The sequence below is a fragment of the Acidobacteriota bacterium genome, from assembly GCA_016703965.1.
GTDB lineage: Bacteria > Acidobacteriota > Blastocatellia > Pyrinomonadales > Pyrinomonadaceae > OLB17.
This window is the reverse complement of sequence record JADJBB010000001.1, coordinates 1-14,692: the sequence shown is the minus strand read 5'-3', so window position 1 is coordinate 14,692 and position 14,692 is coordinate 1. Positions and strand designations below refer to the sequence as shown.

Annotated in this window: 19 protein-coding genes and 3 pseudogenes; 17 read left to right on the top strand and 5 right to left on the bottom strand. The window is 52.6% G+C overall.

Features of this window, described 5'->3' with window-relative positions:
* Positions 1-356 precede the first annotated feature (356 nt).
* The 5 genes and pseudogenes from IPG22_00110 to IPG22_00090 all read left to right on the top strand — a co-directional run bounded on the left by IPG22_00110 (position 357) and on the right by IPG22_00090 (position 2,155).
* Positions 357-791 (top strand): hypothetical protein, encoded by a 435-nt coding sequence (locus IPG22_00110; protein ID MBK6586711.1) that lies wholly within the window; start codon positions 357-359, stop codon positions 789-791.
* 34 nt (positions 792-825) lie between these two features.
* Positions 826-975: a hypothetical protein gene (locus IPG22_00105; GenBank protein MBK6586710.1), complete on the top strand. Its 150-nt coding sequence runs from the start codon at positions 826-828 to the stop codon at positions 973-975.
* Between the two features lie 188 nt (positions 976-1,163).
* Positions 1,164-1,295, top strand: a pseudogene (locus IPG22_00100) (PAS domain-containing protein).
* Positions 1,296-1,584: 289 nt separating this feature from the next.
* Entirely contained in the window at positions 1,585-1,851 is a 267-nt protein-coding gene (locus IPG22_00095; GenBank protein MBK6586709.1) for a hypothetical protein, read from the top strand.
* The gene (locus IPG22_00090; protein ID MBK6586708.1) at positions 1,787-2,155 is read left to right on the top strand and encodes an ATP-binding protein; all 369 of its coding nucleotides are present in this window, start codon (positions 1,787-1,789) and stop codon (positions 2,153-2,155) included. Before IPG22_00095 ends, IPG22_00090 begins: the two co-directional genes overlap by 65 nt.
* 70 nt (positions 2,156-2,225) lie before the next feature.
* Here the strand turns inward: IPG22_00090 and IPG22_00085 are convergent, their stop codons facing one another.
* Genes IPG22_00085 through IPG22_00070 form a run of 4 tightly spaced genes read right to left on the bottom strand, consistent with a single transcriptional unit; the run spans position 2,226 to position 4,007 of the window.
* Positions 2,226-2,996, bottom strand: coding sequence for an MFS transporter (locus IPG22_00085; GenBank protein ID MBK6586707.1), 771 nt, complete (start codon positions 2,994-2,996; stop codon positions 2,226-2,228).
* Complete coding sequence (locus tag IPG22_00080) at positions 2,897-3,382, bottom strand: MFS transporter (GenBank protein ID MBK6586706.1); 486 nt, start codon at positions 3,380-3,382, stop codon at positions 2,897-2,899. Before IPG22_00080 ends, IPG22_00085 begins: the two co-directional genes overlap by 100 nt.
* 41 nt (positions 3,383-3,423) lie before the next feature.
* Positions 3,424-3,792 (bottom strand): Uma2 family endonuclease, encoded by a 369-nt coding sequence (locus IPG22_00075; GenBank protein ID MBK6586705.1) that lies wholly within the window; start codon positions 3,790-3,792, stop codon positions 3,424-3,426.
* Positions 3,723-4,007 (bottom strand): Uma2 family endonuclease, encoded by a 285-nt coding sequence (locus tag IPG22_00070; GenBank protein MBK6586704.1) that lies wholly within the window; start codon positions 4,005-4,007, stop codon positions 3,723-3,725. The genes IPG22_00075 and IPG22_00070 overlap by 70 nt, the downstream gene beginning before the upstream one ends.
* Positions 4,008-4,119: 112 nt before the next feature.
* Between IPG22_00070 and IPG22_00065 the strand changes: the two genes are divergently transcribed.
* From IPG22_00065 to IPG22_00020, 10 genes and pseudogenes are all read left to right on the top strand, one after another.
* On the top strand, positions 4,120-5,040 hold the full coding sequence (locus tag IPG22_00065) for a hypothetical protein (protein ID MBK6586703.1): 921 nt from the start codon (positions 4,120-4,122) through the stop codon (positions 5,038-5,040).
* The gene (locus IPG22_00060; GenBank protein MBK6586702.1) at positions 4,955-5,737 is read left to right on the top strand and encodes a M61 family metallopeptidase; all 783 of its coding nucleotides are present in this window, start codon (positions 4,955-4,957) and stop codon (positions 5,735-5,737) included. Before IPG22_00065 ends, IPG22_00060 begins: the two co-directional genes overlap by 86 nt.
* Complete coding sequence (locus tag IPG22_00055) at positions 5,625-5,972, top strand: PDZ domain-containing protein (GenBank protein ID MBK6586701.1); 348 nt, start codon at positions 5,625-5,627, stop codon at positions 5,970-5,972. The genes IPG22_00060 and IPG22_00055 overlap by 113 nt, the downstream gene beginning before the upstream one ends.
* A gap of 569 nt (positions 5,973-6,541) precedes the next feature.
* Positions 6,542-6,898 (top strand): helix-turn-helix transcriptional regulator, encoded by a 357-nt coding sequence (locus IPG22_00050; protein ID MBK6586700.1) that lies wholly within the window; start codon positions 6,542-6,544, stop codon positions 6,896-6,898.
* 245 nt (positions 6,899-7,143) lie between these two features.
* Complete coding sequence (locus tag IPG22_00045; protein MBK6586699.1) at positions 7,144-7,797, top strand: carboxypeptidase regulatory-like domain-containing protein; 654 nt, start codon at positions 7,144-7,146, stop codon at positions 7,795-7,797.
* 250 nt (positions 7,798-8,047) lie between these two features.
* The gene (locus IPG22_00040; GenBank protein ID MBK6586698.1) at positions 8,048-8,341 is read left to right on the top strand and encodes a hypothetical protein; all 294 of its coding nucleotides are present in this window, start codon (positions 8,048-8,050) and stop codon (positions 8,339-8,341) included.
* Complete coding sequence (locus tag IPG22_00035) at positions 8,314-9,840, top strand: DinB family protein (GenBank protein MBK6586697.1); 1,527 nt, start codon at positions 8,314-8,316, stop codon at positions 9,838-9,840. The genes IPG22_00040 and IPG22_00035 overlap by 28 nt, the downstream gene beginning before the upstream one ends.
* Before the next feature lie 581 nt (positions 9,841-10,421).
* Positions 10,422-11,722, top strand: a pseudogene (gene murA / locus IPG22_00030) (UDP-N-acetylglucosamine 1-carboxyvinyltransferase).
* Between the two features lie 43 nt (positions 11,723-11,765).
* A complete protein-coding gene (locus IPG22_00025) occupies positions 11,766-12,116 on the top strand; it encodes a histidine triad nucleotide-binding protein (protein ID MBK6586696.1) in 351 nt (116 codons plus the stop codon).
* Between the two features lie 319 nt (positions 12,117-12,435).
* Positions 12,436-12,966 (top strand): tetratricopeptide repeat protein, encoded by a 531-nt coding sequence (locus tag IPG22_00020; GenBank protein MBK6586695.1) that lies wholly within the window; start codon positions 12,436-12,438, stop codon positions 12,964-12,966.
* Between the two features lie 350 nt (positions 12,967-13,316).
* Here IPG22_00020 and IPG22_00015 read toward each other — a convergent pair whose 3' ends face one another.
* Entirely contained in the window at positions 13,317-13,499 is a 183-nt protein-coding gene (locus IPG22_00015) for a hypothetical protein (GenBank protein MBK6586694.1), read from the bottom strand.
* A 642-nt stretch (positions 13,500-14,141) separates the two neighbouring features.
* Between IPG22_00015 and IPG22_00010 the strand changes: the two genes are divergently transcribed.
* Together IPG22_00010 and IPG22_00005 are read left to right on the top strand one after the other, a co-directional pair.
* A complete protein-coding gene (locus tag IPG22_00010; GenBank protein ID MBK6586693.1) occupies positions 14,142-14,345 on the top strand; it encodes a hypothetical protein in 204 nt (67 codons plus the stop codon).
* Positions 14,269-14,692: pseudogene (locus tag IPG22_00005) on the top strand (sigma 54-interacting transcriptional regulator). Before IPG22_00010 ends, IPG22_00005 begins: the two are co-directional and overlap by 77 nt.

Genomic DNA, 14,692 nt, shown 5'->3' with positions numbered 1-14,692 from the left:
CTCAATTCTGGCCAGAATCGGGGACGACCGTTGCCCTGGCTAAGGTATCGGACAGCCTAACCCCATTTGCTTTCTGTATCGAATTCCAACTCTTATCATTTCGTTCCAGGCGTTTCGGCGGAGCGTCGCTGCTCGTATGGCGATTCTTCAAGAACAGCCAACTGCGGTTCGACAGCGTTTGAAATGGGCGATGTGGGGAACGATCGCGGGCCATATTTCCAGTCGTCGTAATGCAACTGGATCACGCAGCGGTTCGGAATCCAAATACCGGACGATAATTTCAGTGCGGCATCACGGCGCTGCCGTCCGCTCTGATACCGCTAAGCTTTGGTCATTCGGTCGTTCGCTACCGGCTGATGGATGTCGATGTCGTTGTTCGGCGGGCTCTCGTTTACGCGATGACAACGGTCGCGATTGCCATGATGATCGGAGCAGTCGCTCTCGGACTAGTTTTCCTCGCGGTCGGCAACAATCTGTCGACCACCGAGATCACGCTTCGAGCCCTGATCGCGATCGTGGCAATGGGAGCGATCGTGCTGCTCAGCGAACCGCTTAAGAAATTTCTGCAGGAACGTGCTGATCGCTTTTTCTACGGCGAGCGTTACGATCTGCGGCGCAGCCTTCTCGATTTTGGCAGAACGTTGTCAGCGACAACCGCTCTTGATCCTTTGCTCGACGCGGGCTCGCTCAGCGGCTGCGGCAGGTTCTGGATGTGCAAAAGGTCGCGATCTTTATCGAGGATGACCAGTCACCTCAAGAAAATTATCGCCTGGCGAAATCGGTGGGTTTAGTGAGGAATATAAGATCCCAAACGATTTTCGCACGATGATCCGCCAAAAATCGGCGGCCAAGGGTGTTGTTCGAGCAGACGAATTTGATGCACCAGAATTCGACATTACGCTGGCAGACGGAAATGGAATGGCCACAGTAAAGCCGTTATTCGGCAGGAGCTTCATTACTTTGTCCCGTGCTTAGCGGGCGGACAAATGATAGCCGTTATCGGCCTGGGACGAGCGACGGACGGCTTCGCTGCTTTCTTCAAAGAAGATCTCGATATCCTTAAAACCGTCTCAGGGATACATCGCCGTTGCGATCGAAAACAGCCGTCTTTACGGCCAGCAAAAACAACATACTGAGGAACTCGCCCTCTCAAAGAATTTAACGAGTCGATCGTAGAATCGGTCAACGTCGGCCTGCTTGCGGTTGACGAAGACGGCCGAATCATTCGATGCAACTCGCCATTCGAGGCAGATGATGGGCCTCGATCGCGATCAGGTTGTGGGCCGCGTTGTTGAAGATATTTTTGACCAAAGTTTTGCTTTTGAATCTGGAAAACATCCTCGGCAAATCTCGGTGGCACTTAACTGAGATCCGTAACGCACAAGCTGCATACCAAGCCACAAGGGCGGCAAATCGCCTATTCTAAACGCGTCGCCGTCGCTCCGCCCGATCAGTTTCAAACCAACAAACTGGGCCATCATCGTCCTGGAAAACGTCTCGTCGCGTGTAAAGCTTGAAGAAACACTACAGCAGAGCGAAAAACTTTCAAGCATCGGCCTGCTCGCGGCTGGCGTCGCTCATGAAGTGAACACGCCGCTGACAGGCGTTTCCAGCTACACGCAAATGCTGCTCGGATTGATCCCGAGACCGATCCGAAGCACGCCCTCCTGCAGAAAATGCAGCGCCAGACGGACCGTGCCTCGAACATCGTGGAAATCTACGACTTTTTCACGTACCGGCAATGCTGAGGAGTTTGGCGAGATCCAGATCAACAAGCTCTTGAACGATACGCTTCAGCTGCTCGAACCTCAGCTTCGCAAATCGAGCATTGAGATCGTTAAGGAATACTAGAAGATCTGCCGATGATCTCGGCGGCGGCGGTAAATTGCAGCAGGTGTTCACCAATCTTATTCTCAACGCTCGCGATGCGATGTTTGAGAACGGTACCATCAGGCTCCGCACTTTCGCCGGAAATGACGACGGTGTAGTTATCGAGGTGATCGACAACGGACAGGGAATCCCGACCGAGAATCTCAAAAAGGTCTTCGATCCGTTCTTCACCACCAAGGGCGTCGGAAACGGAACGGGCCTCGGACTTGCCGTGCCTACGCATCGTTCAGGAACACAACGGAACGATCGAAGCTTTCAGTGCTGAGGGTGGAAGGAACGACTTTTCGCCTTATCTTTCCGGCCGCAAAGGATGCTGTCAAACAAAGAGCCGTAAGCTAAGCGATCATCTTTTCATTTGCGGTTCTCGCAAAATACAGAGCAACCAGAAAAGCCACGAACATGATCCCCGAAGCCGTCCAGAATGTGCGGTACAGCGTGGAATCATGAACCAGATTCAGCGAATTATTCAGAAGCAGGCCGTGACCGAGAACCGGCCCGATCACGCGCGGGCCAGAGATGCTCCGACTGCATGATCCCGAGCGTTCGGCCTTGATCTTTTCAGAAGCCGTTTTTGACGCAAGACTTGTCAGGCCCGGCGATGCCAGGGAATTTCCAAATGCGAGCAAAGCGGTTCCAAGTAATAGGACTGTAACTCCTCCATATCCGGGCCCCACGATCGGAACCAAGAAAAGGCTCGCCACCATCATCAAACACCCCGCAACAACCAATGTAGACTCGCCGAATTTTTGTACCAGGCGATTGAATAGAACGCCCTGAGCAATAATTGCGATTATCCCGATAAAGGCGAATAAATAGCCATTCTGCTCCGCCGTAAAGCCGAACCGAAATGCCGTGTAGAGTACAAAAGCATAGGTCATGATCGAGAACGCCGTAACCAGCAGGAAGTAGACGATATTGATCTCTCTAAATTCCTTGTGTGCGAAAGATTCGAAGATCTCCAGGAAGCGGTTCTTCCGTTTTGGTGCCTCAGCCCGCTTTTCGGGGGTTAGCGATTCGGGAAGAATAAAATAGAGGACAATTGCGTTGACGAGAGAAAGGCCGGCAGCGAAGAAAAATGGTACGTGGACGCCATATTTGCTGAGGATCCCCGCACCGGCAGGCCCGAAAACAAAGCCAAGCCCAAAACGCCGCCGAAGAGCCCCATTCCTTTCGCGCGGTTCTCCTTGGACGTAACGTCGGCTATATATGCCTGCGCGGTCGAAATATTCCCGCCTGTTATCCCGCCAATGATCCGGCCAACAAAAACAAGTAGTAATGTGCCTGCAAAACCTATGACAAAATAACCGGCCGCCGAACCTAATATGCTGATAAAAAGCACCGGACGCCGTCCGTACCGATCCGATAATCGGCCCAGGATCGGCGAAAAGAAAAACTGCATTAGTGAATAGGTCGCGACCAGAAACCCGATCTGTAGAGGTGTCGCATTGTATGGATCGGTATTCGCGTAGTAGGGCAGGATCGGGATCACCATTCCAAATCCGATCAGATCAACAAAGATCGTAACGAAAATGATTATAAGTGGGGCGGTGAAGAATTTTTCGTTAGTCGTCGTCTTCGTCTCGTCTTTGCATTTTTATCAAACTGAACCCGGCGGTAAAGATCCGGAAGGGGAATGGTTAGATCGACTGAGGCTAGCTCGACAATATCGCTCTTTTCATTGAAATAATAAGTTATCCAACCGCCATTTGGCTGACGGCGATGGACCTCAACGTTCATCTTGTGCTGGTCGACAACCACATATTCCTGAACGCTCGGCATCTGCTGGTAGAAAGAAGCTTTTCGCGGCGATCGATCTTTTGGTCGAAGGCGAGTTACCTCAACGATGAGTATTGGGTTGTTTCGAAAGTATGGATCGTCCGGGGTTTCCTCCCAAGAAACCAATACATCAGGGTAATAGTAAACCTTGCTTGTAACTCTAACTTTGATATCGCCGAAAAGGGCTCGCACTTTGACCCGCGAAGATGCATCGAAAGCGTTGTGACTATCTCACCTACTATTCGGTTATGATTGTCACTACCACCCGCCATCGCGTAGACTTCGCCATCAACAAACTCATGTCTTATCGGACTTACCTTCTCCTTCGAGATAGTCCTCAACGCTGAGCTTGGTCTTTAGTTTTGGCAAACCCATACTCAAATTTTAGCAAAGTTTTGATTCATAGTAGAATATTGTTTCAGTAAACCACAGCTTGCCGGAGATATATATCGAATGTTCAAATCCACGATTGTTCTTGTTCTGCTTGCCGCATTTTTATTTGCTATGAATCAGGAAACACCTGCTCAAAAAAGCCGGCTCAAAAGCCGACGCCGGCGCTTCGTTGTTAAGGCGGTTCCGCCTGAGATCAGCTATACGGTCTCGATGTCCAAGCCCTGGACCCATCTGCTCGAGGTTGAGATGAAGGTCAAATGGGCACAAATGCCTGAGAAAGCCGAGCTGAAAATGCCGGTCTGGACGCCGGGCAGCTACCTGATCCGGGAATATGCACGTCACGTGCAGAATTTCTCGGCCAAAGATGCCTCGGGCAACGAGCTCACGTGGGCAAAATCGAACAAAAATACCTGGGCTATCGATACCAAGGGCGCAAAGGAAATAGTTGCGAAGTACCTTGTTTATTCGAATGAATTGACCGTTCGAACCAACGAGGTGAATGATGAACACGCCTTTTGGAATAACTCAGCAGCATTGTTCTTTGTAAAAGATCATTTGGCTGCTCCATCGACGGTAAAGGTTAACCCGTACGGTAATTGGCGGTCGCAACAGGCCTTCCGCCGGTCGAAGCCAGGCAAATACGTTCAGGGCAGAAAAACTACGATGTTCTTTATGATTCGCCATTTGAGGTTAGTGATTTCAAGGAATACAAGTTCGATGTTCAGGGGAAAATCGCACCGGTTTGTCATCACCGGCGAGGGCAATTATGATCTGAAAAAGCTGGCTGTAGACACGGCCAAGATCGTTGAGGAGAGCTATAAGATATTTGGCGAGCTGGCTTATGACAATTATACGTTCATTGTAAATACACGCGGCGGTGGTGGTTTGGAGCATTTTGAACTCAACTGCTCTTCAGACGAACCGATTCGGATTCAAGCCCGACGCCCGCTACAAGGGCTTTCTGGGCCTCGTTGCACATGAATATTTTCACAATTTCAACGTCAAGCGCATCCGCCCCCGATGCTCTCGGCCTTTCGATTACGAGAACGAGAACTACACCAAGCTTCTCTGGGTCGCCGAGGGTGGAACTGAGTACTATTCGAATCTGCTTCTCGTCCGTGCCGGGCTTATCTCAGATAAGGAGTTCCTACGTCAGCGAGCGGCTGGGATCCAGGCACTGCAGAATCGGCCGGGCCGGCTCGAGACCAGCGTGGAATCCGCAAGTTTCGATGCGTGGATCAAGTATTACCGGCCTGATGAGAACGCGGTCAACAACCAGATCTCTTACTACGACAAGGGCGAGATCGTTAATATGATGCTCGATCTGGCGATCCGGGCTTCGTCTGGCGGTTCGAAATCGCTGGACGACGTTATGCGGCATCTCTATACGGAATTCTTCAAGAAAGGCAAGAACTATACGCCCGCCGACTATCAGAAGGCATGTGAAACGATGGCCGGAAAGAGTCTTGATGATCTCTTTGCGAAGTACGTCCGCGGCGTTGCTGAGATCGATTACAACGCGTTCGCTAACCCATTCGGGCTCAATCTGAACATGAAGACACCGAATGCCTCCAAGGCATATATCGGAGCCGACACTGCGGAAGCCAACGGAATTCTCAGCATCCGGCTCGATCTCGGCCGGAACGCCGGCTTACGATCAGGGCCTCAACACTGGTGACCAGATCGTGGCGATCGACGGCTATCGGGCAAGTGCTCAGTTCATGACGAGCTACCTGAATGAAAAGAAACCAAACGACAAGGTCAAGCTCACGATCTTCCGGTTCGACAAGCTGCGCGATGTCGATTTCGTGTTGGGTAGTGATAAGAGACAGGAATACGATTTCTCAGTCATCTCGGGAGCAACTGAGGAGCAGAAGAAACTCTACAAACAGTACCTGAACGGTGACCTCTAAACCGGTCGATATTTGTCAGAAAATAGAAGCCGCTGCGGATCTCACGCAGCGGCTTTTTTGCTTCAGAATCGGAGCCCCGCAAGTGGAACTTTTGTGTAAGATAACGTTTCACCAAACTTTACCAAGAATTACCCAATAAAAAGTGTGAATCGATTCACACTTTTGCCAATACCAAGGCTGAGACCCCATAAATACTGGCTTTTACCCACTCTTTCGTCGCCGCTCGAGCCAAAAATGGCCGCGCGATTGGTAGAGGTAAATCAACCTATTTTCGACCGTTGCGCGAAGTTTGGTAGAGGTATTTGGGAGATTGGTCGAAGGTCTTTGCTAGACGCGCCGATCCTACTTTAGAGCGAAGCTGTTAAGGAAGAATTCCTTGCATTTCACATCTCAAGGGAATATTCTGATTTTTACTTTCAAAAAGCTTGAAAGCGACTTTTTCCACGGTTGTCTTGCCTCTCTGATCGACTACAACCTTTCTGTCGCAAGTCATTCCCGCTCTCCCGCGCGAGCAAAGATCGTATGTATTTGCTGAACATTCTTCAATCCCTAACTGGAGGACTCTCACAGTGGAAGAACAAATTTTAGATTTTCAGGAACACTTGCTCGAACATTTGGATGAAGATTGGACGGTAGAGATGATGGCTAAAAAGACTGGTATCTCGCTGTCTCATTTCCCCGTAGCCTTCAAAAGGGTTCTCAAAAACTCGCCAGCGGCTTGGCTAAAAGAAAAGCGTCTGGAAAAAGCAGTACATCTCATCGAAACAACCTATGACCATATCGACCAGATCGGCATCCACGTTGGGATACCTGACCCCAGTCATTTTGCCCGTGACTTCAAGAAGAAATTCCGCCTTACGCCGACTGAATACCGCAGCCTTTTCCATAAAAGACACCGCCACAAAAGCGAAAATGGACAGGAATGATGGTTTTGGCTCAGAATCCGTTGTTTTGGCTCAAGAATAGTTGTTGACCCACTTGATTTCCGCCTCATCATTAATATAACGGCACAATTTCTCAATAAGGGGCTAAAAAATGAAAAAATCTACAGTAACGTCTTTTATATCTTGTCGTATTTTGGTGTTTGGGGTTGTTTTAGGTTTGGCCGCTTCGGGTTTTTTGACTGGAGTCAATAAAAGCACAAGGTGAACGTGTAATTAGAGCGACAAATGTGTCAGTACCCGGTGGTTTCGCGACTCCAGTCACAATTAACTTTCAGCTCGTTGCTCAGGTGACGAATCCTCCGGTAGGTTTCAGCTTCTACTATCCGCCGACAGTGCTGAGCGACCCGGTCATTAGAATCGGCAGCGGGGTTCCTGCCGAATCTTCTATCGCGACAAACACTACTTTACCGGGTCAGATCGGCATTCGTATTGACTCGACGAACACCTACAGCACCGGTACAAGAAATATTGCTAGTGTCACTTTTACATTTCGGGGGAATGCCCCGGTCGGCACCTATCAGATTGCGTTCACTAGCGTTCCGACACCGCAAAGTGTTTCTAATGCTGCGGGAGTCCTTCTCCCAACCATATACGACCCTGGGTACGTAATAGTTGGTGCCACAGCTGCCGGAGTCGATCTTTCGGGCCGGGTGCTTACACCAGATGGCCGCGGGATCAGGAATGCCATTGTTGTGGTCACCGACACAAATGGCAACAGCCGTATCGCGACGACCAGTTCTTTCGGTCAATATCGATTTACCGATATCGAAGCGGGCCGAACTTACACTATTGGCGTTAATTCGAAACGGGACCGCTTTACGCCACGCGTACTTCAAATAGTCGATACTTTGGCCGATTTTGATTTTGTCGGTCAGCAGTAACTATAACTTTACAAAACTGGAAATCTAATAACCGGAAGCTGTACATGAGCCTCCTGAGGATACCCTATTCCGACCTTCGTATCTTTAGTGAAATTTCGCAGTTTCTTTTCTTGTCCGCGGTTCATGATTGGCCACTACTGACAAGCGATTGCCGACTTGGTATTATTCATTGATGCGTTTGGGTCGTTTACCATATCGGGTTTTGGTATTGCTGTGTTTTGTCGCGGTGTTGGCGGGCTGTGAGAGCAGTATGTTCAAGCAGCAGAATGTCGCGCCGCCAACGGTTGGCAGTGTCCCGGCGGTTCGGTTGAATTTCCGGTATGAGGCTGATGTTCCGGCTCCGGCGGCTGATGCCGGCAAGCCTGCGGCGGAGACGCGGAGCGAGGCGATCCAAGCTGATTTTGATAATTCCCGGCCGCAGGAAATACTCGACAAAACGATCGCGTCGCCCGACAAAAAGCGGATCGTCGCTGTTTATCACAGGTCACGGACTACAGCTCGGAGTATCGGCTCGATATGTACTCGGCGGACGGCAAGCTGTTGAAGAAGCTGACGTCGGACACGATGGCCGTGCATTTTCCGGATACGATCGTCTGGTCGCCCGATTCGTCGTCGCTCGCATTTGTTGCAATGATACGGGTTGTGGCTCCGGATCTGGGACTGACGACATTGCCGACGCCCGCACCTATTGTTCCGCCAATTGATCACGCGAACACCGCCCCTGACGCCAACACCGCCGATCCGACGGCTTCGGCACCTATCGCACCGACGCCGGCTGCCCCGACCGGAATTCTCACGTTTCGCACCGAGCAGATCTACACGTGTACGGCAGACGGAACGGGCGTGAAGGCGATCACTGAGAATGAGGGGATAATCTACTTCTACTACGCCTGGTCGCCGGACAGCACGATGCTCGTCGCACTTGCCGCGACGGCCCGCGAGTGGAAATATCTCGAGGTTATGTCTGCCAGCAAGGGCGAGGCTCTCGTTCCGCAGGGACGACCGCGGATCATCGAGAAAAATGGCCGCGAGCGCCGTCTTGACGATAATTTGACTGTCGTCAGGCCGGTCTGGTCGTCGGATTCGACCAAGGTCGCAGCGGCTTTTGATACGCAGGTGCGAATTTACGATGCGGTCGGCGTTAACCCAACGCAGGCGGCGATACCGCTTCGCAATCAGCTTTTGATATCGTCGCAGGCTTACGACCGCAATCAGCAGCGGATCTCACAGGGCGGCGATGCGAATATTGACGCAAATACACAGGCACAAGCAACACCCGACCAGCCGCTTTCGACGCTGCCGGACGAGAAACTGCTCGTTTCGTACAACCCGATCGTTGAGATCAACTGGACGGCAGAAGACACGCTCTATCTGCAGACCGCTTATCTCAAGCGAATGAAGAACGAGGCCGACAGCGTGCAGCTTTGCCCGCTGGCACCGGCTGATATTTACTGCTCAACCGACAATTCCATCAAACAGACCATGAGATACGAATCGATCGCCGACATATATTCGGCTAACCAGAAGTTTCGGGATGAATTTGTCGCAACCGTCAGCGGTATTTCGCCGGACGAAGCGGCCGCTCTGCCCGAGGGCGAGAAATGGAACATCCAGCAGATCGCTGAGCACGTCTCGATCGTCGGATCGGGCATCGCAAAGATCTGCGCCAAACTGCTTGCCGGCGCGATGGAAGACAACATCCCGTCGGACGGCAGCTTTACATTGTCCGCGAATTTTGGCGAACGGGCGGCAGTCATCGCCGACACAAAGGTCGAGGCGCCCGAACGCGTTCACCCGACCGGCGAGGTCAGCATCGACGAATCTCTCGCGACTCTCGCGGCCGCGACCGAGGCCTTCGACTCGCTCCGGCCCGATCTCGAAAATTACGACCTCACGGCACACACCTTTCCGCACCCATTCTTCGGCCCGCTAAACGCTGGCGAATGGCTCGTTATGGCCGGGCTCCACGAAAAACGGCACGCAGCTCAGATCGAAAGTTTGTTGGCGAAGGTCAGGGATAGATCTTTGATTTTAGATCTTTGATCTTTGGTTCCTGGCTGTTTTCCCGCAAAGTCGCAAAGGGTGCAAAGTCCATAAAGTTAAGATGTCGCTAAAGGATGGTCGATTGTGGTCATGTGCCAAAAACATCCATATTCCTAAGTCTGTGAAGCAGGCGAAATAATAGTAGCTATACGTGGAGCCTTTGGCGGAACGTGTAGCTCATGTCGTTTTAGGGTTAGAGCCTGTGAAACAGGCGTAACGGCGACCTGACCAACTTTAATCGCCTGTTACACAGGCTTGATAAACCATAGATGCCATAACCCCAGGTTCCGGCTCTGCTTCACCCGGGGCTAACATTATCGCTGCTTCGCAGCTTAAGAAGGATCTCGTCCTGCAAATAAAAAGCCCGGCTGAATGGAGGGTATATTCAGCCAGAACGACTTCAAACAATTTTTTCATCATAGCGAACTATCGGCACGTCTGAAGCCATTAGTGTGATGTAACTCGCTTTACAAATCGTTGCTCAAAATCGAAGTTTCTAAAACATTTGTGGCGGTGGCGACTTTTCTCCAATAAGCTTTTCTTGTACTATCTATCAGCAATACTGAATAGTGTGATTTTTTATGGACAAGTTTAAGATACGGGGCGGCAATCCGCTGAGAGGAAAGATCGAGATAGGCGGAGCGAAAAATTCTGCTCTGCCATGCCTCGCGGCGACGCTGCTGACGGCGGAAACGGTGACGCTGCACAATGTGCCATATGTAAAAGACCTGATCACGCAGCGGCGTTTGCGAGGATCTGGGTGCGACGGTTCTAACACCGGAACTGCGTACGCATAAGGTCACAGCGGGAAAGATCGAGACGTTTGAGGCTCCGTACGAGCTTGTTAAAACGATGCGAGCGAGCGTTCTCGCTCTCGGGCCGCTGCTTGGGCGGTTCGGGCAGGCGAAGGTCAGTTTGCCGGGCGGTTGTGCGATCGGCACGCGGCCGATCGATCTTCATTTGAAGGCTTTTGAGCAACTTGGTGCGACCGTCTCGCTGGAATCGGGCGATGTTGTCGCTCGTGCTCCGCAAGGTCGTTTGATCGGTGCGACCATTGATTTTGAAAAGGTCACCGTCACCGGAACCGAGAACGTGATGATGGCCGCCGCACTCGCGAAAGGCAAAACCATCATCAAAAACGCCGCCAAGGAACCCGAGATCGAGGACCTCGCCGATCTGCTCAACAAAATGGGAGCCCGCATCAAGGGCGCCGGAACTGCCGTGATCGAGATCGAAGGTGTCGAAGCTCTCGGCGGTGCCGAACATACGATCATTCCCGACCGCATCGAGACCGGAACGTTCATGGTCGCCGCGGCGATCACCGGCGGTGAACTCGAGATCAAAAGCTGCCGTCCCGAACATCTCACCGCCGTCATCGCAAAGCTGCGAGAGGCCGGCGTCGATATCGAGGAACTTAATTCCAGCACGCTCCTCGTCAAGGTCGGCAGCGGCGGCCTGAAAGCGGTGGATGTCACTACCAAAGAGCATCCGGGTTTCCCGACCGACATGCAGGCTCCAGTACATGGCGCTGATGACGCAGGCCGAGGGCGAATCGAAGGTAGTCGAGACCATCTTTGAAAACCGCTTCATGCACGCCTCGGAACTTATCAGAATGGGCGCCGACATCACCATCCACGGCAACACGGCGGTCGTTCGCGGGAAATCGAAATTGATGGGCGCACGCATCATTGCGTCAGATCTGCGTGCCTCGGCTTCGCTCGTTCTGGCAGCTCTGTGTGCCGAAGGCGAGACGACGATCGACCGCGTTTACCACATCGACCGCGGCTATGAAACGATCGTCCGCAAGCTGCGATCGCTCGGTGCCGACATCGAACGCGTCAAAGAAGGGCTCGCCGCAACAGCCGACGAAGCATCTCGATAATTTACGATTCCAACCGTCTGTGGTTTAATAGCGTCATAGAAATATGAGCGCTGAAGACTGCATATTCTGTAAGATCGCCGATGGCCGCATACCGTCCACGCTTGTCCACGAGGACGACGTGTGCGTGGCGTTCAACGATCTCAGCCCTCAGGCTCCGACGCATATTCTGGTCATTCCGCGTCAACACATCGATTCGCTCGACAAAGCCGACGCCGGACAATCTGATACGCTCGGACATCTGCTGACGACCTCTGCGGAGATCGCGCGGAAACAGGGCTTTGCCGAGGATGGCTACCGCGTCGTGATCAATACTAATTCAGACGGCGGACAGACCGTTTTTCACCTTCACGTACACCTGCTTGCAGGCCGACAGTTCATCTTCCCTCCGGGCTAGAGCGGCATTTTTTCCAATATCGTTATGAAACCGATCGTTGTATTAATTGGATGTTTGTCGCTCGCATTGGCGGGGTGCGGCGGTGCCGTCAGAATGCAAAAACAACGCTGCTGTTTCAACTGAAAACACCAACACGGCCCCGGCCGTCTCACAGTTCGCGTCTATCACCGACGCTAACGCGGCACTGGCCGAGAGGTAAGCGTTTGCTTGACGAAAATCAGACCGAGACGGCGATCGAAGCTTTCGAAACGAGCGGTCGAACTCGACGCCGACCTCGCCGAAGCTCATTTCCAGCTCGGCGTTGCGTACGCTGCTCGAGATGCCGAACGAGCAGTCAGGCAAGGTGACGGAACCGGCTTCGAATTCAAAGGAAGCAGCGAAAAAGACAAAGTCGGAAAGAGCTTTTGAGGATGCGGTCAAAGCGTATAAGAAATGGCTGGCTAAAAACCCGAAAGACGATAACGCCTATTATTATCTAGGCCGTACGTACGCGAAACTCATGCAGGACGACGATGCCGAGGAAGCCTTTCAGGAAGCCGTCAAGCTCAAACCGGAAGACAGTGAATATCAGACAGAGCTCGGCAGTATCCTGATAAAGCTCGCCAAATACAGCGAAGCGATCAAGCCGCTAAAAAGGCGATCGAGCTCGACGCTCCAACGGCCGTGCCGCAGATCTGCTGGAGGACGCGGAAGCGGGCAAAAACGGGTCGATTACGTTTCTACCGACAAAACTCGAACATGGCCGTCAACGGAAAAGAGCCGAACTCGAATTCTAATTCGAACTCCAAGCTCAAATTCGGCGATGCCGTCTAACTCCACTTCGCCTAGACCGCCCGAGGGCGAACACTAAACCCAAAAAGCCCGAACCGGAGCCAAAATCTAAGAAAGGCGATCCCAAAGATGACCGCCGAGAACCGTTCCCGGCAAACCGTAGCTGCGTTAGGATGACGCAAAAACACACACTTCCAGGCACAAGTGTGTCAACTTGACATCGGCCAACTACAAAAGCCGACAGCACATTATCGTTAGCTTTCATTGTTGTGGCGAACGATCCAATTCCGGACCCATACCGAACCGTCCTCAAGCGCCATCACTCGAACGCCGGATGAGCATTTTGAGCCCGCGAGGCGATCATCGACCGCCTGGCCCGCGACCTACAACCGACATCGACCTCGGAACGTTTTTGAATGTCTTGTCGTCTCAGAGATCGGCCGCATGCTCAAGGCCGACCGCTGTGACCTGCTCCAACTCAGCGAAGGCAAAGACCTTGCCATCAGCCACGAATGGCGAAGGACAAATCGGTCCCCAAAGCCACGGCACGACGATACCGTTCGATGCGGCAAAGCTCGCCGAGCGTTTTGATATCACAAAACCCATCCGCATCAACGATACCTCAGCAGCGAAAGATCCGACTTGAAGTTCTTTGCAAAAGCCTTGAAACACGCTCTGCTGGTCATCCCGATCATCCGAGGTGAATGTGGCCTTGGACTGTGGACTCGCACGACACGAAGGAGCCGCGTGTATGGCTCGATGAAGAGGTCTAACTCCTCGAATCCATCGCCTGCCAGCTTGCCATCGGCTATCAATACACGAGCCTCTTTGCCCGCTCCAGGAAAAGAAAGCTCACCGGACGACCACTCTTCGAGAGATCACCAATACGCTGAACCGCATTCTGATTTCAAAGAAGGCTCTGAAACCAGACGAGCGAGCGATCGCCCTTGTCGGGGGCGGTACGAGCGTCAGGCGTGCTGGACCCGTCGGAAACGCTCTCGCTCGCGTCATTCAAATCGGCAGAAGGGCATCAAGCTCGGCAAGGTCCCGAAGATGATCGAGCAGCACGACAAATCGCTGAGGCGTCGATAATTTTAAGGCGATCGGCGAGATCATACGCGACGGGAAGACGGTGAAACTCGTTGATTCGCAAATGCCGTTTGCGATCCCGTTTATTCTTCAACACGCAGCTTCATGGGAGCGGCGTTGTTGCACCGGTGCGTGTCCGGCGCGTTGTTCGCTTTTGGGGTTCGTATGGAGCGCAGGGCGCGTTCGCCGAACACGACATCGCCTTTGGTCGAAGGCATCGCCGACCAGATCGGTACTGCCCTCGAACGCGATCAGCTCTCGGCGGAAGTGCTGCGGCTAAAGAGCGAACTTCATCAAAACAGCACGGCGAGATCATCGGCCAGGCCCCGAGATCCGGCGCGCGATCGAGCTTGCGTTGAACGTCGCTGATACATCGACGACCGTGCTCATCAGCGGAGGATCAGGGACGGGAAAGGAGCTGATCGCGAACCTGATCCATTACAGCTCAGGCCGCGAGAGAAGCCTTTCGTCAAGATCAACTGCGGTGCGATACCCGGAACCCTGCTCGAAAGTGAGCTTTTCGGCCACGAGAAAGGCGACTTCACTGACGCACGGACGCAGCGCATCGGGCGTTTTGAAGAAGCGGACGGCGGTACGCTCTTCCTCGACGAGATCGGCGAAATGTCGCCGCAGGCAGGTGCGGCTTTTGCGTGTTTCAGGATGGCGAATTCACGCGTGTCGGCGGCAAGCACGTCCTCAAGACAGACGTCCGCGTC

Bases quoted from the DNA above. Each gene is read 5' to 3' on its own strand.
- IPG22_00110 (MBK6586711.1), top strand. From the start codon at position 357: ATGGATGTCGATGTCGTTGTTCGGCGGGCTCTCGTTTACGCGATGACA.
- IPG22_00105 (MBK6586710.1), top strand. From the start codon at position 826: ATGATCCGCCAAAAATCGGCGGCCAAGGGTGTTGTTCGAGCAGACGAA.
- IPG22_00080 (MBK6586706.1), bottom strand. From the start codon at position 3,382: ATGGTGATCCCGATCCTGCCCTACTACGCGAATACCGATCCATACAAT.
- IPG22_00065 (MBK6586703.1), top strand. From the start codon at position 4,120: ATGTTCAAATCCACGATTGTTCTTGTTCTGCTTGCCGCATTTTTATTT.
- IPG22_00055 (MBK6586701.1), top strand. From the start codon at position 5,625: ATGCCTCCAAGGCATATATCGGAGCCGACACTGCGGAAGCCAACGGAA.
- IPG22_00040 (MBK6586698.1), top strand. From the start codon at position 8,048: ATGTTCAAGCAGCAGAATGTCGCGCCGCCAACGGTTGGCAGTGTCCCG.
- IPG22_00035 (MBK6586697.1), top strand. From the start codon at position 8,314: ATGTACTCGGCGGACGGCAAGCTGTTGAAGAAGCTGACGTCGGACACG.
- IPG22_00025 (MBK6586696.1), top strand. From the start codon at position 11,766: ATGAGCGCTGAAGACTGCATATTCTGTAAGATCGCCGATGGCCGCATA.
- IPG22_00020 (MBK6586695.1), top strand. From the start codon at position 12,436: ATGCCGAACGAGCAGTCAGGCAAGGTGACGGAACCGGCTTCGAATTCA.
- IPG22_00015 (MBK6586694.1), bottom strand. From the start codon at position 13,499: ATGCGGATGGGTTTTGTGATATCAAAACGCTCGGCGAGCTTTGCCGCA.
- IPG22_00010 (MBK6586693.1), top strand. From the start codon at position 14,142: ATGGAGCGCAGGGCGCGTTCGCCGAACACGACATCGCCTTTGGTCGAA.